The sequence below is a fragment of the Rhodococcus sp. LMD genome (assembly GCF_056108245.1).
Genome location: NZ_CM148557.1, coordinates 1,733,156 through 1,758,423 on the forward strand (window position 1 = coordinate 1,733,156; position 25,268 = coordinate 1,758,423).

Here is a 25,268-nt window from a genome sequence, read left to right on the forward strand (position 1 = left end):
GGACGTGGCCTTTCTCTATGGGTGCGCACACGTCGGGATGCTCTCGTTTCGAGCATCCCGACGGCTCACGCGGACGGAACCGAAGAATCAGGCGACGTTGACGCCGTAGTCGAGGGCGATGCCGCGCAGACCGGACGCGTAACCCTGGCCGACGGCGCGGAACTTCCACTCCGCGTTGTGGCGGTAGACTTCGCCGAAGATCATCGCGGTCTCGGTGGAGGCATCTTCGGTCAGGTCGTAACGAGCCAGCTCGACGCCCGTGACACGGTCGACGATGCGGATGTAGGCGTTGCGAACGTGACCGAAGGACTGGCCGCGAACGTCCGCGTCGTAGATCGACACGGCGAAGAAGATGTTCGTAACCGTGGGCGGAAGCGCAGCGAGGTCGACGTGGATCGACTCGTCATCGCCGTCTCCGTCGCCGGTCAGGTTGTCGCCGGTGTGCTCGACCAAGCCGTCGGGCGACGAGAGATTGCCGTAGAAGACGAAGTGCTTGTCCGAAAGGACCTTGTAGTTGGGACCGGTGATCAGCGCCGACGCGTCGAGGTCGTAGGCCGCGCCCGTAGTGGTGCGCTCGTCCCAACCGAGACCGACGGTTATGGTCGTGAGGTTGTCGGTCGCCTTGGACAGGGAGACGTTGCCGCCCTTGGCAAGAGAGACGCTCATGTGGGTCCTTTCGAATTTATGCGTAGGCGTGATTTCAACGGGGCGGATTGCATTTCGGATGCTGTCCGACCACGGGAAGTTGATCTAATTGCCGCGGGAGTTCCGCCGAATCTGGAGCGAGCACACACCGAGGAGATCCTCGGTGCCGGTGCGAGTGCTATTCGTCCCTCTCGTGTGGCTGAACTCCTTCTGCGGGTGCAACTTCTGGGCTTGCGACGCAAACGGCAGTACGGTGCCGCGCCACCTACTCCAGCCCCCGACAGACTGTTGGGCGACAACATAGCAGGTGCAACTAAATGTCCGGAAGAGCGGATTGGCGCGATCTCGACCGACCGGTTTCTGTTACCTGTAGTACCGGGACGGGCATGCACCGGGTTGCTGAGCGGATGTAACAATCTCGGTGCCGAAGGCAGATGTATTCGGCGAGGGAGTCGGATCGATCGGGGGAGGTAGATGCGCAGGAGTATCGGAAGGGCACAGCGACCGTTGTTGTCGTAGCCGTTGTCTATGTTCGTCGGCGTTCCCTCCGTTCTCGTACGGAGTAACTCATGGCGCAGTGGGGTGGTTGTGGATTCGAGGGAGAACGATCTTGAGCTGAAGGATCGTGTCCAACGCTTGCTGGCCTTCTTGTCCGAGCTTGTGAAGGCGCGCAGCGCTCCCGTCCGGGTCGTCGACAAACACCGCGCCGTGATGGCGCTCGACGAAGGCAACTTGGACGTAGCCCTCAGTACCGCGTTGAGGCTTGCGATGTCCACGCCCAGTTCCATCGTGGGAGAGCAGAACAGCAACGGAAGCTCGCCGGAACGGAAACGGTCTTCACGGTCCTGTCGGGCAGACGTATTTACCTGCGCGGTGTGCTCACGTGCGTGCAGGCCGGCCAATGTCATCGCTGTGTTGCTGTAGAGATCGCGGAAGAACGGATTGATCCGGGCACCGCGTTCCGGATCCACGCTCATCCGTAGTGGGGAGGGGGCTGCGGTGCGGCCGTCACCGATGGTCCAGATCAACGCCGATGCTTTCAGCCGATAGCTCGGGCCGTCCTGCTTCGGGAGGTCGATCTTGGTGAGCAATCCGGTTCGTTCGAAGACAACGAGGAGATGCTCGATGATCTCTTGGGCGTCGGCTGTATCCAGCGATGAGCCATCCGGATTGGTCAGACCGCTGCGCTCCCGGAGGAATTTACCCAATGCGGAACGGCCCGTCAAGCGAACTTCCGCCCGGGGCCGACCCGGTGCACCCGTGCGGGTCGACACCGATGCCAAAGGTGGAGCAGGCTCCCGGGGAGGTAGCGACCAGAGTCCCGTCAGATGTTGCTCGGATTGCCGTCGGAGGCGCCCGTGACCATCTTCGGTGAGGCAGTACACGTCGATGGCAAGCTCGCGCCGGAACTCGTCCAGAACGATACGGCCCAGATCCTCGCGCTCACCGGGGCGTGCATCACGCAGCGCTGCAGGACAGTCGGCCCACAGGTGGGTGTCGGCGGCGATTTCCCGCAGAGACTCGTAATCGATGCGCAGCAGGCCGGTCTGTTCGAGATTCGGCATCGTGACCCGCCACCCGCGCTGGAGGTCGGTGTAGAGGCGGTACTCGATGAACTCCTTGAACGCGCGTTGGGTGGCTGTGCGCGGGCCGTAGACCGCGTCAGGGTGCAGCGCGTAATCCGCGAAGTCCAACCCCAATGCTTCGACGACGCGCTGGGCGACGTCGTCGTGCCGAAGCGGAGATGTGCTCACCGCCCGGTACAGGGCACCTCGCAACTGCGTGATCTGCACGAAGTCGTTGAAATGTCCGGCCTGTAGGCTGGCGTCCTGCCGATTGTCGACGAACGTGAGTAGCTTCCGCGCATCCTCGTCGAGTTCATCCGCTGGCAGTTGCTTCAACGCTCGGACGATCGCTGCACTGATCACCGATACCGCCGAACTGCGGCCCTCGGCATCGAGCGTGGCGAGCTTCGCAAAGTCGCTGCCACGGCTCTGCTCGTAGGAGACCTTGCAGCGTAGGCAGAATCGAAACGGGGACGGCACGTATGCGGCGATCAGGCCGTCGGGGGATTCCGCTCCGGACACATCGACGCGTACCAGCCGCGGCTGGTATTTGCGCAGCCGGTCGAGTACCTGTCCATCCGCGAGCCAGGATTCGGGGAACCGTCCCTCGGCCAACGGGTCCGCGGGCCATGGTTGGTCGGCAGATACGTAAAGATAGCCGTTGGCCTCGTCGCCACCGCTGGCATCGCGGTCGCGGCGCGGCCGGTAACGAACCGTGCCGTGGTCGTCGGTGCGCGCCACGACGAGATACTCCTGGCCGCACTCGCGGCAGAATGCCAGCGGCATCAACGCCTTGTCGGCGTCGCCTGGAACGGCTACCTGATACGTCGAGGTGACGTGCCGCCGGTCCTGCGGCTCGATCGAGACGTATACCGTGTCGCCCTTCGAGAAGAATTGGTGCAACCGGAAGGCGAACAACGGCCGATGAGTCTCCGGATGCCGAACCGACGATCCCGCGAGCAGGGTGGCGCGGATTGCCTGTTCGCACTCGTCGACGGTGCATGCCGTCTGCGCCGCCAGCCTAGCTGCAGACTCGCGGACCCGTGCAGGCTGCTGACGCACGATTCGGCCGGTCTCGGGCTCTTCGTCCAAACCGAAGGTGGACTCGATCCAGGTAGCGAGGGCGGACGAGGCGAGTGCGTCGTAGTCCCCTCGGGCGCCGCCACGTCGAACGTCGACGGTTAGACCCGCAACGTCGCTCGGATCGCCGAGGGTGGCTCGATCAAGTGTTTCCCCGATGACCCGATCGGCGGTGACCGGAGCCCCGAAGATCTGGCTCGCCACCTGCGCGACGACATTGCGCTGGTCGTCGACGGTGCCAGCACTCGCCATCGTCGCCGACGTGCCGACACACTGCAGGTCCGGCGATTGGCAGGCATCGCGCACGCGCCGAACCAGCATCGCGACATCCGCGCCTTGCCGGCCTCGATAGGTATGAAGCTCGTCGAGAACGAGGAACTGCAAGCCCTGCGCCGCCTGCACCAGGCGCCTGCGCTCTTCAGGACGGGTGAGAACCAACTCGAGCATGACGTAGTTCGTCAGCAGAATGTCCGGCGGATCGCGCAATATCCGCTCACGTTCCTCGCCCTTCTCCTGCCCGGTGTATCGGGCGAACGTCACGGGCTCGCCACCCGTCGCGTACCCGTACCTCAGGAACTTCTCGAGCTCGCCGACCTGACTGTTCGCGAGTGCGTTCATCGGGTAAACGATGATCGCCTTCACCCCCGGAGTGCGCTCGGGCATCCGGAGCACACGATCGACGATCGGAATGATGTAGGCCAGCGACTTACCGGACCCGGTCCCCGTGGTGAGCACATACGACAGGCCCGTGCGTGCCGCCTCGACTGCCTCACGCTGGTGTTTGTGCAGCGTGATCGCTCGGGCACCCCGATCGGAAAAGTCCGACTTGGGGCGGAAGATTCGTTCGCACTCGGGGTGCAGAAGCCCCTCGGTCACCAGGTCGCCGATCGCCCCGCCGCGGGCGAACAACGGATTGAGCGCCAGCCACGGCTCGGGCCATTGCTCGCCGCGTGCCACCAGTTCGTCGACATGCTGTTTCAGGCGGGGGTCACGCACATCGACAGCGGCGGTGGTAAAGGAGCGGTAGTCGTCTACCAATTGGCGGTGAACGCCGAAGATGTCCATATCACCCACTCGTTGTCGTGGCAAGATCAGCAGCTTGCGACGTCACGGCGCCGAGCGCTGGTGTGGTCCTCATCTTGATCATTGATGGCTGCTCCTGGCTGTCTGTCGAACTTATGAACTTAGTCGCACAGTGCGGCCGAATTGTGACAGGTATGCCCTAGGCCGTGTTTCAAATGTCCGCTGATTCATAGCCACTGGTTGAGGGCGGCGACATGGACGGTGGCCAGATAACGCACGGCGAGCTTGTCAAAGCGGGTGGCCACCGCCCGGTGCTGGTTGATGCCGCACTCGACCGCGTGCCGCTGCCGATACACCTGACGGTCGAATGCCGGGGGCCGGCCCCTCGCGAGCCCCGTCTGCGGCGGTGCGCGAGTTGATCGGACGGGATCGCGAGCGTCGCTCTGATGCCATGTCGCCGCAGGTAGGCGCGGTTGGCGCGGTTGGCGCGGGAACTGTAGGCATTGTCCGCCAGGAGCCGCACCAGTCGGGTCCGGGCCCGGCCGGACCCGAGTCGCGGCACCCGGATCCGCTTGAGCACCGCGCTGAACTGCGGACTGTCGCCGTGCTGACCGGGAGTGAGCAGCACCGCCAGCAGCCGGCGGTTCTGCTCGCAGCCCAGGTGCATCTTGGTGCTCCACCCACCCCGGGAGCGTCCGAGGGCATGGTCGTCGGGTTCGGTCTCGAGGCCGCCGGGCGGTTCGAGCTGCAGGGATCGACGAGCGCCGTCGGCGTGCTGGTGGGCGCGCACGACGGTCGAGTCGACGCTGACATCCCACACGATCTGCCCGGCGGCGTCGGCCAACGCCTGCAGCGCGGTCAGGATCTGTGCTCACACCCCGGCGCGTTGCCCCCTACCAACGCCTGCGGCGGCTCTCGAAGTCACGGTGCTGCCCGGGAGCGGCGGGGCGTGCGAGGACTGCGCCGCAAAGGTCGGCAACCCGTAGACATTCGTACCGAGCGCGAAAGACGTTCGAGCGAGACTGCGAATAGCGCCGGACTCTCTCGGACTGCATGGTCGTTGTTGTGAGCAACCTGATACCCGATGCGGACACCTTGCATCGGTTCTAACCTGCTGGAACAGGTCCAAGCCGTCGTCGAAGGGTGCAAGCCTGCGCGCCGGGAGGGACGGTGCGCACCTAGAATCCGCTCGTGGGCAACAAGTCGGTCACCAGCTACGACGTCGCACGCGCCGCAGGCGTGTCGCAGTCGACGGTGTCCCGCGCCCTGCGGGGCGACCCGCGCGTTATCGAGGAGACCCGCAAGCGCATCCAGGCGCTGGCGAAGGAGATGGGGTACGTCCCGCACATCACGGCGCGGAGTCTGATCACGCGGCGGTCGTCGTCGATCGCGGTGGTCAGTGGTGATCTGCGGAATCCGTCGTATCCGACGCTGGTGAACACGCTGCAGGACCGGTTCGCACAGCACGACTACCGGGTGCTGCTGATGAGCGACCGGACCGAGGGGTCGTTGGAGAAGGACATCCTGGCGCTGCGGGGCGGGCTGGTGGACGGGGTCGTGTTCATCTCGGCGCGGCTGGACTCGCCGATCGTGTCGGAGATGATCGACTGGAAGATCCCGCTGGTGATTCTCAACCGCGACGTCGACGGCAGCCAGGCCGGCCGGGTGGACCGGGTGACGTCGGACAACGTCGGTGGGGGCCGGCTCGTCGCGGACCATCTGATCGAGATGGGGCATCGGCGCATCGGGCTGATCTCGGGCCCGCTGGAGAACCCGAGCGTGAAGCTGCGCGAGACCGGCTTCCGGGAGGGGCTCGACAGGCACGGCGTCTCTCTGGACGAGACGCTTGTCCACCGCGGCGCGGTGGACGCCAAGACCGGTTTCGAGGGCGGCATGGAGCTGCTGAGCCGGCCGGACCGGCCGACGGCGGTGTTCTGTGCGACGGACTACATGGCCTACGGCACCCTCGACGCCACCAAGCGCCTGGGCCTGCTCGTGCCCGACGACGTGTCGATCGTCGGCTACAACGACCTCGATGCGTCGGGTTGGTCGATGTTCGACCTGACGACGGTGCGCCAGCCCCTCGAGGACATGGCCTCGGCTGCCGCCGAACTGCTGCTCGCGCGGATCGACGGCGCGGCGGGCGCGCCGGTGCACCGGAACTTCGGGGTGGAATGGGTGCAGCGGGGGAGTGCGGCTCCCATCGGCCAAGCGGGACGTGCGCAGTCCGTCAAAGATCGTTAACCGGGGCAACAAGTCCGTTACCCTCGGTCTCCGATCCGGCAATAACTCCTGCATACATTCGAAGTCATAGCGAGCAGGGCAGTGTTGCCCCACCGCTTCTTCGAATCCCCGCAGCTTCAGGAGCGACATGGAAATCGGCGTCTTCATCCCCATCGGCAACAACGGTTGGCTCATCTCCAAGAGCGCGCCGCAGTACATGCCGTCGTTCGAGCTCAACAAGACGATCGTGCAGAAGGCCGAGAAGCACGGCCTCGACTTCGCCCTGTCGATGATCAAGCTCAAGGGCTTCGGCGGCGAGACCGAGTTCTGGGATCACAACCTCGAGTCGTTCACTCTCATGGCCGGCCTCGCGGCCGTCACCGAGAAGATCAAGCTGTTCGCCTCCACCCCGATCCTCACCCTGCCGCCGGCCATGGTGGCCCGCATGGCGTCGACCATCGACTCGATCGCCCCCGGCCGCTTCGGCGTCAACATCGTGACCGGTTGGGCGCCCAACGAATACACGCAGATGGGCCTGTGGCCGGGCGAGGAGTACTTCGGCTACCGCTACCAGCAGGCCACCGAATACGTGACCGTCATGCGGCAGCTATGGGCCGACGGCGTCAGCAACTTCAAGGGTGAGCACTACACGATGGATGAGTGCGTCCTCTCGCCGAGCCCCACCGGCGGCGGCGTGCCGATCGTCGCGGCCGGACAGTCCAAGAGCGGCATGAAGTTCGCCTCCGAGATGGCCGACTACAACTTCATCATGGGCACGGGCATCAACACGCCCACCGCGATCTCCGACGCCACCGCCACCCTCGTCGAGGCGGCGAACAAGACGGGCCGCGACGTCGGCGCCCTGACGCTGTTCATGATCATCGCCGACGAGACCGACGAAGCGGCACAGGCGAAGTGGCGGGACTACCACGACAACGCCGACCTGGCCGCCCTCGGTTACATGGCCGGCCAGTCCGCCGCCGACGCGACCGCCGACGACGCCTCGACCGCCAAGACCATCTCCCTGCCCGAGGGCGCGGTGAACTTCAACATGGGCACCCTCGTCGGCTCGTACGAGACCGTTGCGAAGATGCTCGACGAGGTCGCCGAGATCGAGGGCATCAAGGGCATCATGCTCACCTTCGACGACTTCGTGGAGGGCATCGAGAACTTCGGTACCCGCATCCAGCCGTTGATGAAGAGCCGCACCACCGTTCAGGCCGAAGCCGCCTGACCCCGAGCGGCGGGTGGGGGCGCGTGCCCCGAGCCGCGCCCCCACCCGCCACCCCACACCCGGAGGTTCCCTCTTGCATCCGCGCACCCTCGACGTCGCGATCGTCCAGGCCGGCGAACTCACCGAGGACCTCCTCGGCAACCTGGCCCGGCTCGCCGCCCTCGTCCGCACCGCTGCCGCACCCGACGCGACCGGCGCCGTCCCCGATCTGGTGGTGCTGCCCGAACTCGTCACCACCCCCTACTTCTGCACCAGCCACGACGTGGACCGCACCCCCTGGGCGCAGACCGTTCCCGGCGCGGCCACCACGCTGTTCGGCGACCTCGCCCGCGAACTTGGCTGCGCCATCGCCTTCGGGCTGTACGAGCGCACCGCCTCCGACGTCACCCACAACTCCGTCGTGCTCGTCGACCCGACCGGCGAGGTCGTCACCTGGCGCGCCCCCGACGGCGGCGCGGTGCCCGCCTACCGCAAACTCTCGCTGCCGGCGAGCAAGGTCGGCGACGTCGACATCGACGAGAAGTACCACTTCGCGCCCGGCCAGGCCCCGGCGACGGCCGACCTGTTCGGCACCCGCTTCGGCTGCGTGATCTGCTACGACCGCACCTTCCCCGAATACTGGGCGGTCGCCCGCGCGCTCGGCGCCGAGGTGATGCTCGCGATCGTCTCGTCCCTCGGCACCCGCGAAGACCTGTTCCTCGCCGAGCTGCAGACCCGCGCCCTCGAATCGCAGATGTGGATCGTGGCCGCCAACCGCGCCGGGCCGGAAACCCTCAACGGCGTGACCGTCGAGTACTTCGGCCTCTCGTGCGTCATCGCCCCGAACGGCGAGATCGTCGCGCAGGCACCCGCGCACCGGGCGGGGGAGACGCTGCGCTTCACCCTCGACCTCGACGCCGTCCCGGCCGTGCGCGCGGCCTTCCCGCTGGCCCGCGACCGTCGCCCCGACGTGCTGCGCCTGCTCGCCGACCTCACCTCCGGCACCCTCCGGCCCGCGCCGCTGCCCCGGCCGAGTGCCCTACCGCTGGAGGTGAGCGGATGACCACCACCGACTACCCCGACCTCACCGCCGCCGCGGCCACCACCCTCGACGACCTGCTGCCGCAGGCCCGCGCCGACATGACGCCCCTGCTCGAGACCTCCCGACTCGCGCCGCTGCCGCCCGCACCCGACGCCCCGCCCGCCGAGCCCGCCCATTCCGTCGCGCTGCTTGCCGCGAGCCCCGTCCCGGTCCCGCCCGTCCCTGCCGTGGAATACACCCCGCGCACCGACGCGGCGTTGCACGACCTCGGCGTGCTCGACCTGCTCGCCGCCTACGCCGCCGGCACCACCACGCCCACCGCGGTGCTTGCCGCACTGCGCGCCCGCTGGGCCGACCCGGCGCTCGTGGGCGGGGCGATCCTCGCCGTCGTCGACGGTGCCGACGAGGCCGCCGCCGACTCCGGCCGCCGCTGGCTGGACGGCACCGCCCGCCCGCTCGAGGGAATCTTCTTCGGCGTCAAGGACATCGTCGACGTCGCCGGCGCGCCCGTCACCGCGGGCTCACACACCACCGGCGACCGCATCGCCGCCACCGACGCGACGGCCGTCGCCCGGCTGCGCGCCGCCGGCGCCATCCCCGTCCTGATCACCGCGACCACCGAATTCGCCTGCGGCGCCCCGCACAACGCCCGCTACGGCGCCGTCACCAACCCGTGGGACCGCCGCCGCTGGACCGGCGGCTCGTCGACCGGCTCGGCCGGCGCCCTCGCCGCGCGTCTCGTCCCGCTCGCCCTCGGCACCGACACAGGCGGCTCGATCCGTGTGCCCAGCGCCCTGTGCAATCTCACCGGCATCAAGCCCACCTACGGGCTCGTCCCGCGCACCGGCGTCGCGTCGCTGTCGTGGACCCTCGACCACATCGGACCGATGGCGCGCTCCGCCGCCGACCTGCGCGTCGTCCTCGACGTCCTCGCCGGACCCGACGGCCTCGACCCCGCCGCGGCCCCGGATGCGGTGGCGCGGCAGGTGCAGGCCGGCCTCGCCGAACCCGGCACTCCCGGTGCGCCGTCCCTGGCCGGGGTGCGGCTCGGCATCCCCTCCACGTGGTTCACCGACCTGTGCGACGCGGGCGTGCTGGCGGCATGGGATGCGGCCGTCGCCGCGCTGCGGGGCCTGGGCGCCGAGGTGGTGCCCGTCGACATCCCCGACGCCCACCGCCTCCACGACGACGTCACCATCGTGCTCACCTGCGAGCTCGCCGCCAACCAGGAGGGCGCGCTGGAGCGGTTCGCACGGTACGACATCGGCACCCAGGTGCGCATCGCGCGCGGGCTGGTGCCGTCGGCGGTGGACTACCTGCGCTCGCTGCGCCGCCGCGCCGGCGCCCAGCGCGCGACGGTGCAGGCGTTCGACGCCGCCGGGATCGACGCGTTCGTCACCCCGGGCATCGGGGCGACGGCCGCGCGGCTGTCGGACGTCACCGTCGAGATCGACGGCGTGCGCCACCCCATGCAGTCGATCGTCGGCCGCAACACCGGCCTGTTCGACTACCTCGGCCTGCCCGCGGTGATGGCCCCGGCCGGTTTCGTCGACGGCCTGCCCGTCGGCGTGCAGATCGTGGGCCGGCCGTGGGCCGACGACACGTGCCTGCGCCTGGCGCACGTGCTTCAGGGCGTCACCGGCGTCCACGAGCGTCGCGCCGATGGATAGCGTTGCCGCACGGCATCATCCGTGGCGGGTGTTCGCGGCCACCAGTATCGGCGTGGTCGCGGTCTTCCTCAGCATCAGCGGCCTCACCGTCGCGCTGCCCACCGTCACCCGCGAGCTGGGTGCCTCGGCGGCGCAGTCGACGTGGATCCTGCTGGGCTACATGCTCGTCACCACCGCGCTGATCCTCGTGTTCGGCCGGCTCGCCGACATCGTCGGCCGGCGCCCGCTGTATCTGGCGGGGCTGGCGGTGTTCACGGTCGCGACCGGGCTGTGCATGCTCGCGCCGACCGCCGGGTGGCTGATCGCGGCGCGGGTGCTGCAGGGCGTCGGGGCGGCGGCCGTCGTCACCAACAACACGGCACTGCTCACCGACACCTTCCCGCCGCACAGCCTGGGCCGTGCCCTCGGCTGGAACGCGACCGTCGCGGCGGTCGCCCAGGTCGTCGGGCCGGTGATCGGCGGTGCCGCGACGGCCGCGTTCGGCTGGCGCGGGCTGTTCGTCGTCGTGCTGCCGGTGGGGGTGCTCGCGATCGCGTCGTCGCTGCTGGTGATCCCGCGCGGGGCTCGCCGGCGCGTCGAGCGCGAGCCGTTCGACCTGGCCGGGGCGGTGCTGTCGACCGCGCTGCTGACCGCTGTCGTGCTGGCGCTGACGCCGGGGGTGACGTCGTCGCCGTGGTTGCCGTGGGCGTGCGGGGCGGCGAGCCTGGTGCTCGGCGCGGTGTTCGCGGCGGTGCAGATCCGTCGCACCCACCCGCTGGTGGACCTGACGCTGTTCCGCAACCGGGGTATCGCGCTCGTCCTCGTCGCGGTGCTCGTCAATGCCGTCGCCACCTACGCGGTGACGCTGCTCGTGTCGCTGTACGGGCAGGCGGTGGGCGGGATCTCGGCCGTCGCGGCCGGGCTGCTGGTGATGCCCGTCGCGGTGGGCACCGTCGTCGCGGCCGCCGCCGCGGGCTCGCTCATGCTGCGCTTCACCCCGCGCACGCTGACCGCAACGGGCATGGCGCTCAACGCCGTCGGTCTGCTCGGCGTCACCCTGATGCTCTCGCCGGACGGCGGCTCGCTGGGAGCGACGGCGCCGTTCCTGTTCGTCCTCGGCTGCGGCACCGGCCTGTTCATGACGCCGAGCACCAGCGCGCTGATGCTCACCGCGCCCGCGGAACGTCGCGGGATCGCCAACGGGCTGCGCTCGACGCTGCAGAACGTCGGCTACCTGCTCAGCACCGCGCTGGCGCTGGCCGTCGCGACCGTCGGGCTCAGCGCCACCGCGCGGCAGGCCGCGTACGGCGGCACCCTCGGCACGCTCGGCAGCGCCGAACTGGCGCGGTTCGTCGACAACGTCCGCGCGGTGGGTCTCGCGCTCACCGTCGTCGCCGCCGCGGGTGTCGCCGTGTGCCTGGCCTTCCCGCGCCGGAACGTCGCCGCGCCCGCCGCCGTGCGTCCCCTCGAACCCGTCACGACCCTGAAGGACATTGCATGACCCTCGCCGACCGCACCGCCCAGGCGGCCGACTACGCCCGCGCCGGCTTCGGGCAGGAACTTCAGCCCGGCACCCGCCCGGCCCTGATCGTCGTCGATCCGGCCCGCGCCTACATCGACCCGGACTGCCCGCTCTACGCCGGGGTGGAGGAGAACGTCGCGGCGATGCGCACGCTGCTCGCCGACGCCCGCGCCGCCGGCATCCCCGTCGTGATCACCGAGGTGCGGCTGCGCGCCGACGGCGCCGACGCCGGGGTGTTCTTCAAGAAGTCGGGCACGCTCGTCGCGTTCTGCGAGGGCAGCCCGTACGGGGAACTCATCGACGGCCTCGAGCCGACGTGCGCCGAGCTGCTCGTGACCAAGAAATACGCGAGCGCGTTCTTCGGCACGTCGCTGAACTCGTACCTGACGTCGCTCGGGGTGGACACCGTCCTCATCGCAGGCCTGTCCACGAGCGGCTGCGTGCGCGCGACGACGCTCGACGCGATGCAGCACGGCTACATCCCCATCGTCGTGGAAGACGCCGTGGGGGACCGGGATCCGGCCATCCACCACTCGAACCTGTTCGACATGCAGCAGAAGATGGCCGAGGTCTGGCCGCTGACCCGCGCCCAGTCCTACCTCGCCCGGGCGTGATTCCGGTAGCTCTGGCTACCAGAAACGCGCACGGGCGGCGGAGCCGCACGGCAGTTAACACGAACGAACCAACGGTGTTGCCGGTCGCAACACGGCACCCGATACATTCGAAGTCATCGACCGCATCGGCCGGCTCCGCAACGTCGCGCCCCGCCTCTTGTCGAACCTCCTCTTCCCCCTCCAGGAGAATTCATGCGCACCACCCTTCCCGGCCGCGCCGCGATCGCCGCGCTCGCCCTCACGGCCGCCCTCGGTCTCGCCGCATGCAGCAATTCCGGCTCCGGCGGCGGTGACGTCTCCGATGCCGACGTCGCCGCCGGCATCGAGTACGCCCGCGCCCAGCTCGCGAAGTACGAGGGCGACCCGGAGTTCACGCTCGAGACCGAGCCCTTCCCGATGCGGAACATCGCCGGCAAGACGATCTTCGCGATCCCCACCAACAGCGAGAACCCCTACAACGTCGCCGTCGACGAGGAATCGAAGAAGGTCGCCGAACGCTACGGCGCCACCTGGATCGAATACACCAACCAGGGTCAGCCCGCCCAGTGGGCCACCGGCGTCGAACAGGCCGTCAACCAGCGGGTCGACCTGATCATCCTCTCGCAGGGCATCGACGCCTCCCTCATCAAACCGGCCCTCGAAAAGGCGGACGCGGCAAACATTCCCGTCCTGCTCACCCACACCATCCTGCGCGGCGAACCGCTGCCCGCCGACATCGAGGGGCTCGTCGACGCCACCACCGACGCCCCGCTCGCCGAGGCCAACCGCCTCACCGTCGACTGGATGATCGATCGGACCGACGGTGAGGGCAACGCCCTGATCATCACCTCCAACGAGGTCCCGCCCGCCAAGGCCGAGGTCGCGGCGATGGAGGACGAGATCGCGCAGTACTGCCCCCGGTGCGAATACAAGATCGTCAACGTGCCCGTCGCCGAGTGGGCCACCAAGATCCAGTCCGAGGTGCAGTCCGCCCTCTCCGCCGACCCCACCATCGACTTCGTCCTGCCCATCTACGACTCGATGTCGCTCTACGCCCAGTCCGGCATCAAGGCCGCCGGCAAGACCGGCCAGGTCGAGATCTCCTCCGTCAACGGCACCCCCGCCGTGCTGAAGATCCAGCAGGACGACGGCATCGTCACCATGAACGTCGGCGAATCCATCCCGTGGCTCGCCTGGGCCACCATGGACCAGGCCGGCCGCCTGCTCCTCGGCTACGACCCCGTCCCGAACGGCGCGCAGCAGACCCCGCTCAAGCTCATCACCGCCGACAACATCGACGAGACCGGCACCCCGCCGCAGCCCGACAAGGGCTACGGCACCGCCTACGTCACCGGTTACGAGGCCCTGTGGGGGTCCAGTGAGCAGCCCTGACCCCATCGTCAACATCGTCGGTCTGTCCAAGACCTTCGGCAGCCACACCGTCCTGAAGGACGTCGGCCTGACGATCCACGCCGGCGAGGTGCACGGCCTGCTCGGCGAGAACGGCTCCGGCAAGTCCACCCTCATCAAGGTCCTCGCCGGGTTCCACGCCCCCGACCCCGGCGCCGCCCTGCAAGTCCGCGGCCGCGACGTGGCCCTGCCCGTCCCGGCCGGCGGGTTCCGCGAACTCGGCATCAGCTTCGTCCACCAGGACCTCGCGCTCGTGCCCGACCTGTCGGTGGTGGAAAACCTGCGCGTCGGGCCCGTCGTCGCCGGCTCGAGGCCGTGGATCTCCTGGCGGCGCGAGAAGTCCACCGCCCGAGCCCTGTTCGACCACTTCGGCCTCGACGTCGACCCGGACGCCGCGGTGTCGAGCCTCGACGAGACCGACCGCGCGCTCGTCGCGATCCTGCGGGCCGTGGAGGAACTCGGCGACCGCCGCACCCTCCTCGTCCTCGACGAGCCGACCGTCTTCCTGCCCCGCGAGGGCACCGACCTGCTGTTCACCGTCGTCCGCGAGATCGTCGCCGACAAGAAGGCTGCGGTCCTGTTCGTCTCCCACGACCTCGACGAGGTGCTCGACCACACCGACCGCGTCACCGTCCTGCGCGACGGCGTCTCCCAGGGCACCCACCGCACCCGCGACCTCACCGCCCCCAGGCTCATCGACCTCATCGTCGGCCGCAGCCTCGACTCCGCCGACCCCCGCGTCGCCGGGCCCGTCCGCGACTTCGACGACGCGGCGCCGCTCGCCCGGATCGAGGAACTCGAGACCGCGACCGTCGACGGGATCGGCTTCGACGTGCGCCCCGGCGAGATCGTCGGGCTCACCGGCATCGCCGGCTCCGGCTACGACGACGTGCTGCCCGCCCTGTACGGGGCCCGCCCGGCCCGCGGGGGACGGTTGACGATCGGCCACGACATCGTTGCGCTGCAGACGATCACCCCGATCGACGCGCTCGCCCGCAAGGTCGTGTACGTGCCGCCGGACCGCAAGGTGGAGGGCAGCGCGCCGGAGCTGACCGTCGCCGAGAACGTCACGCTGCCGATCCTCGGCGCGGGCTGGGTGAAACCGGGCGCGCTCAGGGCCGTCGCCGCGTCCCTCGCCGACCGCTGCGACGTGCGGCCCCGCGACCCGCAGGCCGTCTACGGTTCCCTCTCCGGTGGCAACCAGCAGAAGGCGCTGCTCGGCAAGTGGCTCCAGACCGACCCGGCGCTGGTGCTGCTCGCCGAACCCACCCAGGGCGTGGACATCGGTGCCCGCGCCCGCATCTTCGAAATGCTCCGCGAGACCGCGCGCGGGGGAGCGGGCATCGTCGTCGCCAGCTCCGACTACGAGCAGCTGTCGGTGCTGTGCGACCGCGTCCTCGTCTTCTCCCGCGGCCACGTCGTCGCCGAACTCACCGGCGACCGACTTTCCAAGCACCACATCTCGGACAGCGTCCTCGGCCTGACCCGACAGGAAGTGAAAGCCTGATGTCCGTCACCCTCGACAAGACCACCACCACGAAAAGACCCGCCCCTGTAGCAGATTCGACCCGTCCGCGCGTCGCGCTCGGCCCGCTGGTCGAGAAGTACGCGCTCGTGCTGGCCCTCGTCGCCGTCGTGCTCGTGTTCAGCGCGCTGCGCCCCGAGATCTACCCGACCGCGAACAACCTGCAGAACATCCTCGGCTCGCAGGCCGTGCTGCTGATCCTCGCCCTCGGGCTGATCGTGCCGCTCACCGCCGGCGAGTTCGACCTCTCGGCCGTGTCCACCATGTCCCTCGCCGCGATGACCATCGCGGTGCTCAACGTCCAGCAAGGCTGGTCGCTGCTGCCGGCCATCGCCGTCGCCGTGCTCGTCGCGCTGGTCGTCGGCGTCGTCAACGCCGTGCTCGTCGTGCGGCTGCACATCGACTCGTTCATCGCGACGCTCGGCAGCGGCACCGTCGTCCTCGGCGTGGTGCAGTGGATCTCCGACTCCACCTCGGTCACCGGCATCGACGCCGGACTCGTCGACGCGACCATCGGCACCCGCCTATTCGGGGTGTCGCTGCAGTTCTACTACGCCCTCGCCCTCGTCGTGCTCACCGCGGTGATCTTCCAGTACACCCCGATCGGTCGGCGGCTGCTGTTCGTCGGGCGCGGACCGCAGGTCGCGCGGCTGAGCGGCCTGCACGTCGACCGCATCCGCGGCGGCGCACTCGTCACCTCCGCGCTCGTCGCGGCCCTGGCCGGCATCGTCTACGCCGGCATGCTCGGCGGCGCCGACCCGTCGTCCGGCCAGTCGTTCATGCTCCCGGCGTTCGCCGCCGCGTTCCTCGGCGCCACCGCGATCGTGCCCGGCCGCTTCAACGCCTTCGGCACCCTCGTCGCGGTGTACTTCCTCGTCGCCGGGGTCGTCGGCCTGCAGATGCTCGGCGTCGCCAGCTTCGTCCAGCAACTGTTCTACGGCGGCGCCCTCGTCGTCGCCGTCGCCCTCTCCGGTGCGGTCCGTCGCCGCACCGCCTCCCGATCCGCGCGCTGAGCGCCCGACCGAAGGACACCCGTCATGAAGACCACCGTCGTCGCCGGCAACCCCAAGCCCGGCTCCCGCACCCTCGACGCCGCCACCCTCCTGGCCACCGAACTCACCGGCTCCGCCCCCGACCACGTCGTCGACGTGATCACCCTCGGGCCCGGCCTGCTCGGCTGGGGCGACGATGCCGTCAAGGCGGCGGTGGACACCGTTGCCTCGTCCGATCTCGTGGTCTTCGCCAGCCCCACCTTCAAGGCCACCTACACCGGCATCCTCAAGCTCTTCCTCGACCAGTTCGCCACCGGCGACGGCCTGCGCGACGTCACCGCCGTGCCGCTCATGCTCGGCGCCGGACCCGCCCACGCCATGGCCCCCGACCTGCTGCTCAAGCCGGTGCTCGTCGAACTCGGCGCCACCACCCCGGCGCCGGGGCTGTACCTGCTCGACTCCACCTACACCACCGACACCCGGATCGCGGACTACGCCGAGCGCTGGGCGCCGGTCCTGCGTTCCACTCTCCGGACGGAGACCCGATGACCACCCTGACCCTCGACGGCGCCGCGCTGCGCCGCGCCTTCGCCCACGTCCCGTCCGGGGTCGTCGCGATCTGCGCCGACACCGGCTCCGAACGCCTCGGCATGGCCGCGAGCACGTTCGTGCCGGTGTCGTTGGATCCGCCGCTGGTGGCGTTCTGCGTGCAGAACACCTCCACCACCTGGCCGAGGCTCGCGGCACGGCCGCGACTGGGTATCAGCGTCCTGAACTCCGACGGTGCCGCCCGGGGGCTCGCGGCCAAGGAGGGAGACCGGTTCGCCGGCCTCGACACCGAAACCCGGGACGGTGGAGCGCTGTTCGTCGCCGGCTGTAGCGTCCGGATGGACGTGTCGATCGAGCAGCAGGTTCCCGCGGGCGACCACGCCATCGTCGTGCTGCGCGTCCACGAACTGCACTTCGACGACTCCGGCACCGAGCCGATCGTGTTCCACCGCAGCGCCTTCCGCAGGCTGGTGGCGTCGTGAGCCGGATGGAGGCGGCGCTCGACGCACTGCGCGCGGGGCGGCCCGTCCTCGTCGCCGACGACGCCGACCGCGAGAACGAGGGCGACGTGATCCTCGCCGCCCACCACGCGAGTCCGGAGTGGATCGCGTGGACCGTGCGGCACACCTCGGGCCTGCTGTGCGCGCCGATGACCGGCGCCCGCGCCGACGCCCTGGAGCTGCCGGCGATGGTGACCGACAACCAGGACCCGAAGCAGACCGCGTACACGATCACAGTCGACGCGGCGCGCGGGGTGAGCACCGGCATCAGCGCCGCCGACCGCGCCACCACGCTGCGGGTGCTCGCCGACCCCACCGCCACCGCCCGCGACCTGATCCGGCCCGGGCACATCCTGCCGCTGCGCGCCCGGCCCGGCGGGGTGCTCGAACGCCCCGGCCACACCGAGGCCGCCGTCGACCTGTGCGCGCTCGCCGGCCTGCCGCAGGTCGGGGTGATCGCCGAGCTCGTCGCCGACGACGGATCCATGATGCGCCTGCCCGGCATCGAGGACCTCGGCGCCCGGCACGACCTGCCCGTCCTCACCGTCGCGGAGCTGATCAACTACCGTGCCGCGCACGCGCTGCCCGCACCCGTCGCGCCGACGGGACGGATCGTCCGCGCCGACGAGACCGTGATGCCGACCCGGTTCGGGACCTTCCGCGCCGTCGGCTACCAGGATCGGCTCACCGGAGCCGAGCATCTGGCGCTGCTCGCCGGCGAGCCGGGCGACGGTGCGCTGGTGCGGGTGCATTCGGAATGCCTGACCGGGGAGTCGTTCGCCTCCCAGCGCTGCGAGTGCGGTCCCCAGCTCGACGCCGCCCTCGAGCGTCTCGCCCACGAGGGCGGGATCCTGGTGTATCTGCGCGGGCACGAGGGCCGCGGCATCGGCCTGCTGAAGAAGCTCGCCGCCTACCGGCTGCAGGACGGCGGCCTGGACACCGTGCAGGCCAACCTCGAGTTGGACGAACCCGCCGACGGCCGCGAATACGGCGGCGCCGCCGCGATCCTGCACGACCTCGGTGTGCAGTCGGTGCGGCTGCTCACCAATAACCCGGCCAAGATCTCCGGGCTCGAGGCCAACGGCATCGTCGTGTCGGGGCGGGTGCCGCTGCACGTGGGCAGTGCCCCGGCGAACGTGCGGTACCTGGAGACGAAGCGGCGGCGGATGGGGCACCTGCTGCCCGCGGCGGAAGGCTGAGGCGCAGAACGGTATCCGCGCGTCGCGCAGTCATCCGCACGTTCAATTGTGGGAGCGTATGACTGACGGTGGAGCGGCTGTGAATGTCACTCAGCGGCTGCGTGACTCGAACTCGCCTAGTGCGGCGACGATACGCGCGACGGTGTCTTCGATCCGGCAAGCTCCAGAGATGGACCCGGAACGAGGCCGCGGAGCTCGTCCGGCGCGCCGGCGGACACGTGCAGGATGCCGTCGGCGACTCGACCACGCTGCTCGTGCGAGGGGACGTCCGCAACGGACTGAACGAGTCCGAGGGACGCAAGCTGTACGCGGTGCGGGAGCGCCTGCGGCTCGGGCAGAGGATCTCGATCATCGGGCAGACGGGCCTCGAGCGTCTGCTCGGACAGCGGCACGGCTGACCGGAACGAGCCACGGGGATCACGCCAGGGGCTACGTGCCGGTCGGAAGCGTGTCGGGGAACTCGTACTCGCATCCCAGTTCGTCGAGCGGGGGCGCGTCCGGGTTGTCGCGGAACCACGAAACACATGCGTCGGCAGCCAAGGTGACGTCGCGGGTGAAGAGGTAGCCGTCGGTGCAGTCGTCGAAGTGGCCGTCGAAGAACCATCGGTCGAGCTCGAGCCCGTCCACAGCGTGAGTGTCCAGCCGCAGCCGGCCGAGTACGGTCCGGGAGCGGCGGACCATCAGCACACCGTCTGCCAGCACGTGTACCTGCGCGCACACCACCAGATCCTCGTCCTCGTCCTCGTCCTCGTCCTCGTCCTCGTCCTCGTCCTGGTCGAGCGGAGCGACGTAGCCGCTCGGTCCCAGGTCGATGACGAGACCCGTCGGCTTGTCGGTGAACGAGTCGACGAGCCAGTCGATCATTCCGTCCCAGGTGTTGATCTCCGGGACGTCCGTGCTGTCGTTCACTGGCCGCCTCCTCTGTGGTTTCCTCCAGTGCGATCAACCGTAGCGCGCGGCACCGACACAAGAGCGGTGCTCTCTGCCTGAATCCTGCGGATGTCGTTCAGCGCGATGCCGATTCGAAGTCGTCGAGAACCGCGACGATCCGACCGACGGTGTCCTCCAGGCCGACGCACCACTGGGATTCCGGTAGGGGAGCGCTGCTGTCGCGGAAGTGGATTCGGCCGAATATGAGCACCCCATATGACGTTTCGACGCTCAAGCCGCAACGGTACGGCAGGGACGTATTGGTCTTCAACAGTGCTCTCCGGCCGGCGAGTTCCGTGAGCACCAGGTCATCACCGTTGCCGCTGGCCTTTTGCCGTTCCTCCTCGAAGTCGAAGTTGGCGGATAGCACGGACAGACCATAGTTGGCCAGGACTCCGGGGATGTGCACGGTGCCGTCGTAGGAGCAGCCGAGCATCGTGAAGTGCGTGGCGGCGAAGTCTGCATTGTCTTCGGACATCGGGTCGTAGCCCGCGGCGGTGAGCACGTCGTCGGGAATGTCGAGGCAGGGGTCGAAGGCGACGAGGGGTCGGTCGGATTCGTCGACCAGCCGGGGCACGCGTGCGGTGGTAGTCGCTGGGGTCGGCGGCTCGTCCGTGGCGATGGCGGAGTGTGAAGGCACCGCGCAGCCGGCGAGCACCCCGACAGCGAGCAGGGCACCGGCGGTGCGGCGGCCGGTCACTGCTCGTCCGAACTCGCGCCGTGCAGACGCTGCACCCAGTCGTACTCGGCGGCAAGAAAACCCTCGCCGCCGGCGGCGAACAGATCCCGCATGCCTTTGAGCACTACATAGAACTGTTCGAGCCGTTCGTAGAGCGATTCGGGTGTGCCCTGAGCCTTGCGCACGAATCCGGCGCGGAGAGCCTCGGCCGATGCGAAGCCACCGAAGCTGGGCGCATCGGTCAGGTTGCCAGCCTCCTCAGCCGCGTCTTTCAGCGTTCGGAGCATGGTGTCGCAGACCGCGACGATCTCGTCGATCGCCTGCGGATCCAGACGAAGTCCTTCGGCCATGAAATCCCCCCCGTGATGTCCATCGGCCCGGGTACTGTAGCGCGCCGACGGCATGGGAACGCCGCCGCTCGAACGCGAGGCACTGGCGACTGATGAGCGGGACGACCGGGTGTCTGCCGACTCGGTGAGCGTTGCCGCGGAAGCCGTCAAATTTTCGGCGTCGGGTCATCCGACAGTCGCAAGTAGGGGCGGTCCTTCTGTGTAAGGTGCATCGGGCAGGTTGGGGACACAGGGGGCATCTACATGGGGGAGAGCGTTTTCGTCGTGCCGGAAGAACTCCGGTTGCTTGCAGCAAGGGCTGCCGATGCCGGTGCCGCACTGGAGAAATGCACCGACAGGTCGGAGGTCGGGGATCTGCTTTCCGGATCGTGCACCGCGGTGGCATGTGAAGAGGTGTGGGCAGCCGTGGTCGCATCGACGTCCCAGTTGGCCGCTCGTCTGCGCGACGTGGCGATGAGGGCTGATGCTGCTGCGAATTCGTATTCGGAGGTGGATCGTGCGTCGGCCGACGCATTGCGCGACCTGCGGGGCAGAGTGTGAGTCCGGCGACGAGAGAGCAGGCCCAACGCTGGGACACCGCTTCGCTGGTCGTGATCGCAGCTGCATGGGAGGAACTTTGTGACGAGATCGACCGGCGTAAGCGCGACGTGGAGCGCGACTTCGACGACTCGCACCGGTTTTGGCGAGGAGCAGCCGGCGATCAAGAACGCGCCAGGATGCAGCGATTCGTGGATGCGGCGAATCGCGCGGCAGGAGCGCTCGAACGTTGTGTCGATGTTGCTCACCGCGGAGCCTCGAGCATCGAGGCCGCGCGATCGTACGTACTGCATGTCATCGCGTCGGCGGAACGTGAGGGGTTTCGGGTTGCGAACGATGGGCGTGTCTCGTCGGTGGGTGTGGCCGGAGCCTCGAAAGAGGTCGCGAGCCGACACGAGACGGAAATTGTCCGCGCGTTGACCGTACTGGGCGACGAAGACGCGCGGGTTGCAACGGCGATGCGGAGAGCGCTCGAGTCGCTCTCCGCGATGCAATCGGACGAGGTTCGGTTTCCGGCGGACGTGGTGCTCGCAGGACCCGCGCCTGCCCCGGGGGCAGACTCCGGCGACGAGCGGCGGGCGGATGCCGCCGATGCATTCGAACGACTTACAGGTCGGCTCCCGCTCGACCCGGTGGACTGGGCGACGGCGTACATCCTTGTGGCGAACAGCTTCGCCGAGAAGTACGCGGGCGTCGGGCCGGAGGTCGTCGCGGGTCGGATCGAACCCGTGCCGGGTCAGGGCGTAGTGCGGATCGGGCTCTACATCCCGTCCGAAACGGTGGTGAACCTGCCGCAGGATCTGGGTGACCATCGGTCCGAGGATCCCCGATTCGACGTCGAGGACACACGAGTCGCGATCTACGTCGACTACGAGAACGGCATGGTGATCGCCCGTCAGAATCCTTCGGTGTCGGTCGACGGTGACGTACGGGTCGGTGTGCCGACCGTAGACGTCCAGCAGGCGGCCGACGGTGCCGTTCGGATCCAGTACCACGCGAGAAACCCTCTCGCTCCGGATGTGTCGACACCAACGCATACGGTCAACGGTGACATCGTGATATCGCCGCGGCCGGAAGGAATTGCTGTCGACGGTGTGATCACGGACTACCCGGCGCTCGAGGTCTATCGGGATACGCCCATGGGCGGTACGGAAACTGTCACGATCGACCCTGCCGACAGCGGCAGCGAATACGGACCGCTCATCAACCTTCCGTTCCATCATTCGATCGGGGTCGGAACGGAAGCGTTCGAGCGTTTCAGGTCTGCGTACGCTCAGTTGCCGCCTTACGAGGCGGGGACACGTCCGGATGCGGATCCGCACCAGCCCACGAGGCTCGGTGGTACGGAGGATCCGCTTCGCGTGGTGGTCGTCCGATGATTCGGCCGGTCCTTCCGTCGGGAATCTCGCAACGGCTCGATCGGATCGGCTTCTGGGAGGCCGCCACGTGGTCCCTGCCGCTCGCCGCAGGCGGCGGAGCGTCGTTGTTCCTCGGGATCGTTGCCGCGATCGGCACGATCGACTATCGGGCGAACCCGCCGGAAGGGTGGATTCTCGTTGTCGTCGCCGCGGTCATGGCTGCCATCGCTGCTGTGCTGGCGCGCTCACGCGTCGAACGTCGCCGCGGCATTGCGCTCGGAGTCGGTGGGGCCGCGGTAGTTCTCTGTGTCGTGTGGTCGTTGTCGTGATGAGCCGTGAGTCGCGGTGGACCGATCGCATCGACTGGTTCGGCCCGGAGAGCTTCGCCGGGGCGCTGTGCGGACTGGTGTGCGTGGCGTCGGTCCCTCTCGGCATTGCCGGCAGCGACGCAGCGTGGCCGTACCTCGGTCCCCTCGTCGGTGGTGGAGTGCTGACGGCGTTCCGCGGGCCGGTCCGTCGATTCGGCACAGGGTTGGCCATCTCCAGCGTCGCGGTCCCGTCGCTGCTGGTCGGTGTTCTGTTGTTCGGTGGGGTGGCGGCGGCACTTCGATGAACGACAGCCCAGGGCGGAGGGCACGTCCGGGCGGTCCCGTCGCCGCGATCCCCGTATGCTGCGGTAATGCCGGAGATCCGGGTCCTCGAGACCGAATCAGAGCTGCTGTCGGCGGCGAAACTGTTCCGTACCGCGATGATCGGGATGCCCGCCCCGAACCCGCTCCAGCCGGGGCAGATCCTGACCCAGCGTGAGCAGGGCCGCACGCTCGGCGCGTTCGTCGACGGGCAGTTGGTGGGCACCGTGGAGTCGGCGTCGAGCGGGATGATCCTGCCGGGCGGGCGCCGCGTCCCGCATGCCGCCGTCACGCACGTCGGGGTGCTGCCCACGCACACGCGTCGGGGCGTGCTGTCGGCGTTGATGCGGCACCAGCTGAGTGACGCCCAGGAGCGGGGTGAGGTGGTGACGTCGCTGCGGGCCTCCGAGGCGACGATCTACGGCCGTTTCGGGTACGGCATCGCGACCACGACGCACACCGTCGAACTGGACGTGCGGCGGGCGGCGTTGCGCCCGTCGGTGGGGGAGGGCGGGCCGGTGCGGCTCGTCGACCCGCACGACGCGTGGGACCTGCTCTCGCGCATCGCCGACGACAATCCGTCGTCGCGGCCCGGGAGCATCGACCGCATCCCGCCTTGGTGGCGGTCGCAGGAGCACCGGATCGTCGGGGACCGCGAACCCCGGTACGTCGCGGTGCACGGCGAGCCGGGAGCGGAGACGGGCTTCGCCCGCTACCGCCCGATCGGCACCGACACCTGGTTCGGCAGCCGGGAGCGCACGGTCGTCGTCGAGGACTTCTTCGCGCCGACCCGCACGGCCTACCTCGGTCTGCTGCGGTTCCTGCTCAACTTGGATCTGGTCGACACGTTCGTGTTCGTCGCGATGCCGCAGGACGACCCGTTGCCGTGGTTGCTGACGGACTCCCGGGCGGTGCAGCTGCGCCGCGCCGGCGACGAGACGTGGCTGCGGATCGTGGACGTGCCCGCCGCGTTGCGGGAGCGGACGTTCGCCGGCCCCGGTGAGGTGCGGTTGGCGGTGGTCGACGACCGGCTGCCGGAGAACTCCGGCACCTACCGGATCTCGGCGTCGGGCGCGGACCGCGTGGACGAGCCGGCGCAGCTGGAGGTGGACGCGTCCGCGCTCGCCGCGACGCTGCTCGGCGGGACCCGCTGGCATCAGCTCGAGGTCGCCGGGCTCGTGCAGGTGCACGACGCGGACGCGCTGCCGGTGGTCGAGCAGTTGTTCGCGACGGCCTCGGCGCCGTTCGCGGGCGTCATGTTCTGAACCCGAGCTTGCGCCCGTTTCTGCTTGCTCGCACCCGTTTCGTCGCGCCGGAACGGGTGCAAGCCGACCGGAACGGGTGCAAGGTCGGCTAGTTCGCGTCGGTCTGCGCGCGGCGCTTGCGCACCCGCTTGACCACGGCGTACCCGGCGACGAGCACGACGCCACCGATCACGATGTTCTGGAACACCGACGCGTACGGCTCGACGCGGGACCAGTTCGCGCCCAGGCCGTAGCCGGCGAAGACGAAGATGCTGTTCCAGATGAGGCTGCCCGCGGTCGTGAAGAGGACGAATCGCCACGCGGGCATGCGGGTGACGCCCGCGGGGATGGAGATCAGGCTGCGGAAGAGCGGGACCATGCGGCCGAAGAACACGGCCTTGCCGCCGTGTCGTTCGAACCAGGCGGTGGTGCGGTCGAGGTCTGCGACGTCGACGAGGGGAAGCCGGTCGACGATCCGCCGGATCCGGTCGGGGCCGATGCCGCGTCCGGCCGCGTAGAGACCGAGGGCGCCGACGAGCGAGCCGAGGGTGGTCCAGAACAGGGCGCCGAAGAGAGTGAAGCTGCCGAGGCTCGCGGCGAACCCGGCGAGCGGCAGGATGACCTCGCTGGGCAGCGGCGGGAAGAAGTTCTCCAGCGCGATCGCGATCCCCGCTCCGACGCCGCCGAGCCGGTCCATGAGGGACAGCGCCCAGCCGGCGAGGCCGTCGGTGGGGGCGCCGGCGTCGGCGGGTATGGCGGCGAGGAGTGCGGCAGTCACCTGATCCACCATAACGACCGATCACGCCGGATC

The 25,268-nt window shown here is 69.0% G+C and carries 25 protein-coding genes; 18 read left to right on the forward strand and 7 right to left on the reverse strand.

Features of this window, described 5'->3' with window-relative positions; translation table 11 throughout:
* Positions 1 to 87 precede the first annotated feature (87 nt).
* From ACWPQI_RS08110 to ACWPQI_RS08120, 3 genes are all read right to left on the reverse strand, one after another.
* Positions 88 to 666: a TerD family protein gene (locus tag ACWPQI_RS08110; protein ID WP_050034960.1), complete on the reverse strand. Its 579-nt coding sequence runs from the start codon at positions 664 to 666 to the stop codon at positions 88 to 90.
* Complete coding sequence (locus ACWPQI_RS08115) at positions 663 to 4,355, reverse strand: DEAD/DEAH box helicase (protein ID WP_474738733.1); 3,693 nt, start codon at positions 4,353 to 4,355, stop codon at positions 663 to 665. The genes ACWPQI_RS08110 and ACWPQI_RS08115 overlap by 4 nt, the downstream gene beginning before the upstream one ends.
* 169 nt (positions 4,356 to 4,524) lie before the next feature.
* Positions 4,525 to 5,157, reverse strand: coding sequence for a transposase (locus tag ACWPQI_RS08120; RefSeq protein ID WP_237658190.1), 633 nt, complete (start codon positions 5,155 to 5,157; stop codon positions 4,525 to 4,527).
* A gap of 347 nt (positions 5,158 to 5,504) precedes the next feature.
* On the opposite strand from ACWPQI_RS08120, the gene ACWPQI_RS08125 reads away from it, so the two are divergent.
* The 13 genes from ACWPQI_RS08125 to ACWPQI_RS08185 all read left to right on the forward strand — a co-directional run bounded on the left by ACWPQI_RS08125 (position 5,505) and on the right by ACWPQI_RS08185 (position 19,128).
* Positions 5,505 to 6,557, forward strand: a complete 1,053-nt coding sequence (locus ACWPQI_RS08125) for a LacI family DNA-binding transcriptional regulator (protein WP_474738734.1) — start codon at positions 5,505 to 5,507, stop codon at positions 6,555 to 6,557.
* A 127-nt stretch (positions 6,558 to 6,684) separates the two neighbouring features.
* Positions 6,685 to 7,770 carry a pyrimidine utilization protein A gene (gene rutA, locus ACWPQI_RS08130; RefSeq protein WP_474738735.1) on the forward strand — a complete coding sequence of 362 codons (1,086 nt, stop codon included), beginning with the start codon at positions 6,685 to 6,687 and terminating at the stop codon, positions 7,768 to 7,770.
* Between the two features lie 73 nt (positions 7,771 to 7,843).
* On the forward strand, positions 7,844 to 8,812 hold the full coding sequence (locus ACWPQI_RS08135) for a carbon-nitrogen hydrolase family protein (RefSeq protein ID WP_474738736.1): 969 nt from the start codon (positions 7,844 to 7,846) through the stop codon (positions 8,810 to 8,812).
* Positions 8,809 to 10,461, forward strand: coding sequence for an amidase (locus ACWPQI_RS08140; protein WP_474738737.1), 1,653 nt, complete (start codon positions 8,809 to 8,811; stop codon positions 10,459 to 10,461). The genes ACWPQI_RS08135 and ACWPQI_RS08140 overlap by 4 nt, the downstream gene beginning before the upstream one ends.
* Positions 10,454 to 11,941 carry an MFS transporter gene (locus ACWPQI_RS08145; protein ID WP_474738738.1) on the forward strand — a complete coding sequence of 496 codons (1,488 nt, stop codon included), beginning with the start codon at positions 10,454 to 10,456 and terminating at the stop codon, positions 11,939 to 11,941. Before ACWPQI_RS08140 ends, ACWPQI_RS08145 begins: the two co-directional genes overlap by 8 nt.
* Positions 11,938 to 12,576, forward strand: coding sequence for an isochorismatase family protein (locus tag ACWPQI_RS08150; protein ID WP_029542763.1), 639 nt, complete (start codon positions 11,938 to 11,940; stop codon positions 12,574 to 12,576). Before ACWPQI_RS08145 ends, ACWPQI_RS08150 begins: the two co-directional genes overlap by 4 nt.
* A gap of 192 nt (positions 12,577 to 12,768) precedes the next feature.
* Positions 12,769 to 13,947 (forward strand): sugar ABC transporter substrate-binding protein, encoded by a 1,179-nt coding sequence (locus tag ACWPQI_RS08155; RefSeq protein ID WP_304434361.1) that lies wholly within the window; start codon positions 12,769 to 12,771, stop codon positions 13,945 to 13,947.
* Positions 13,934 to 15,472 (forward strand): sugar ABC transporter ATP-binding protein, encoded by a 1,539-nt coding sequence (locus ACWPQI_RS08160; RefSeq protein ID WP_064066744.1) that lies wholly within the window; start codon positions 13,934 to 13,936, stop codon positions 15,470 to 15,472. The genes ACWPQI_RS08155 and ACWPQI_RS08160 overlap by 14 nt, the downstream gene beginning before the upstream one ends.
* Positions 15,472 to 16,503, forward strand: coding sequence for an ABC transporter permease (locus tag ACWPQI_RS08165; protein WP_064066743.1), 1,032 nt, complete (start codon positions 15,472 to 15,474; stop codon positions 16,501 to 16,503). The genes ACWPQI_RS08160 and ACWPQI_RS08165 overlap by 1 nt, the downstream gene beginning before the upstream one ends.
* 24 nt (positions 16,504 to 16,527) lie before the next feature.
* Positions 16,528 to 17,031 carry an NADPH-dependent FMN reductase gene (locus tag ACWPQI_RS08170; protein ID WP_474738739.1) on the forward strand — a complete coding sequence of 168 codons (504 nt, stop codon included), beginning with the start codon at positions 16,528 to 16,530 and terminating at the stop codon, positions 17,029 to 17,031.
* The gene (locus ACWPQI_RS08175) at positions 17,028 to 17,513 is read left to right on the forward strand and encodes a flavin reductase family protein (RefSeq protein ID WP_395705380.1); all 486 of its coding nucleotides are present in this window, start codon (positions 17,028 to 17,030) and stop codon (positions 17,511 to 17,513) included. The genes ACWPQI_RS08170 and ACWPQI_RS08175 overlap by 4 nt, the downstream gene beginning before the upstream one ends.
* Before the next feature lie 5 nt (positions 17,514 to 17,518).
* Complete coding sequence (gene ribB, locus ACWPQI_RS08180) at positions 17,519 to 18,730, forward strand: 3,4-dihydroxy-2-butanone-4-phosphate synthase (protein WP_474738844.1); 1,212 nt, start codon at positions 17,519 to 17,521, stop codon at positions 18,728 to 18,730.
* A gap of 218 nt (positions 18,731 to 18,948) precedes the next feature.
* Positions 18,949 to 19,128, forward strand: a complete 180-nt coding sequence (locus ACWPQI_RS08185) for a hypothetical protein (RefSeq protein ID WP_017680417.1) — start codon at positions 18,949 to 18,951, stop codon at positions 19,126 to 19,128.
* Positions 19,129 to 19,159: 31 nt separating this feature from the next.
* Here the strand turns inward: ACWPQI_RS08185 and ACWPQI_RS08190 are convergent, their stop codons facing one another.
* The 3 genes from ACWPQI_RS08190 to ACWPQI_RS08200 all read right to left on the reverse strand — a co-directional run bounded on the left by ACWPQI_RS08190 (position 19,160) and on the right by ACWPQI_RS08200 (position 20,689).
* Positions 19,160 to 19,639 carry a hypothetical protein gene (locus ACWPQI_RS08190; RefSeq protein WP_474738740.1) on the reverse strand — a complete coding sequence of 160 codons (480 nt, stop codon included), beginning with the start codon at positions 19,637 to 19,639 and terminating at the stop codon, positions 19,160 to 19,162.
* Positions 19,640 to 19,736: 97 nt separating this feature from the next.
* Entirely contained in the window at positions 19,737 to 20,360 is a 624-nt protein-coding gene (locus ACWPQI_RS08195) for a DUF3558 domain-containing protein (RefSeq protein ID WP_017680415.1), read from the reverse strand.
* Entirely contained in the window at positions 20,357 to 20,689 is a 333-nt protein-coding gene (locus ACWPQI_RS08200) for a hypothetical protein (protein ID WP_017680414.1), read from the reverse strand. The genes ACWPQI_RS08195 and ACWPQI_RS08200 overlap by 4 nt, the downstream gene beginning before the upstream one ends.
* Before the next feature lie 243 nt (positions 20,690 to 20,932).
* On the opposite strand from ACWPQI_RS08200, the gene ACWPQI_RS08205 reads away from it, so the two are divergent.
* The 5 genes from ACWPQI_RS08205 to ACWPQI_RS08225 all read left to right on the forward strand — a co-directional run bounded on the left by ACWPQI_RS08205 (position 20,933) and on the right by ACWPQI_RS08225 (position 24,478).
* Entirely contained in the window at positions 20,933 to 21,229 is a 297-nt protein-coding gene (locus ACWPQI_RS08205) for a type VII secretion target (RefSeq protein WP_082335508.1), read from the forward strand.
* Positions 21,226 to 22,605, forward strand: a complete 1,380-nt coding sequence (locus ACWPQI_RS08210) for a hypothetical protein (RefSeq protein ID WP_234420180.1) — start codon at positions 21,226 to 21,228, stop codon at positions 22,603 to 22,605. The genes ACWPQI_RS08205 and ACWPQI_RS08210 overlap by 4 nt, the downstream gene beginning before the upstream one ends.
* Positions 22,602 to 22,913: a hypothetical protein gene (locus ACWPQI_RS08215; protein WP_048772945.1), complete on the forward strand. Its 312-nt coding sequence runs from the start codon at positions 22,602 to 22,604 to the stop codon at positions 22,911 to 22,913. Before ACWPQI_RS08210 ends, ACWPQI_RS08215 begins: the two co-directional genes overlap by 4 nt.
* A complete protein-coding gene (locus ACWPQI_RS08220) occupies positions 22,913 to 23,197 on the forward strand; it encodes a hypothetical protein (protein ID WP_048772943.1) in 285 nt (94 codons plus the stop codon). Before ACWPQI_RS08215 ends, ACWPQI_RS08220 begins: the two co-directional genes overlap by 1 nt.
* A gap of 66 nt (positions 23,198 to 23,263) precedes the next feature.
* A complete protein-coding gene (locus tag ACWPQI_RS08225) occupies positions 23,264 to 24,478 on the forward strand; it encodes a GNAT family N-acetyltransferase (protein ID WP_010595782.1) in 1,215 nt (404 codons plus the stop codon).
* 88 nt (positions 24,479 to 24,566) lie between these two features.
* Here ACWPQI_RS08225 and ACWPQI_RS08230 read toward each other — a convergent pair whose 3' ends face one another.
* Positions 24,567 to 25,247, reverse strand: a complete 681-nt coding sequence (locus ACWPQI_RS08230; RefSeq protein ID WP_040275827.1) for a DedA family protein — start codon at positions 25,245 to 25,247, stop codon at positions 24,567 to 24,569.
* Between the last annotated feature and the right edge of the window lie 21 nt (positions 25,248 to 25,268).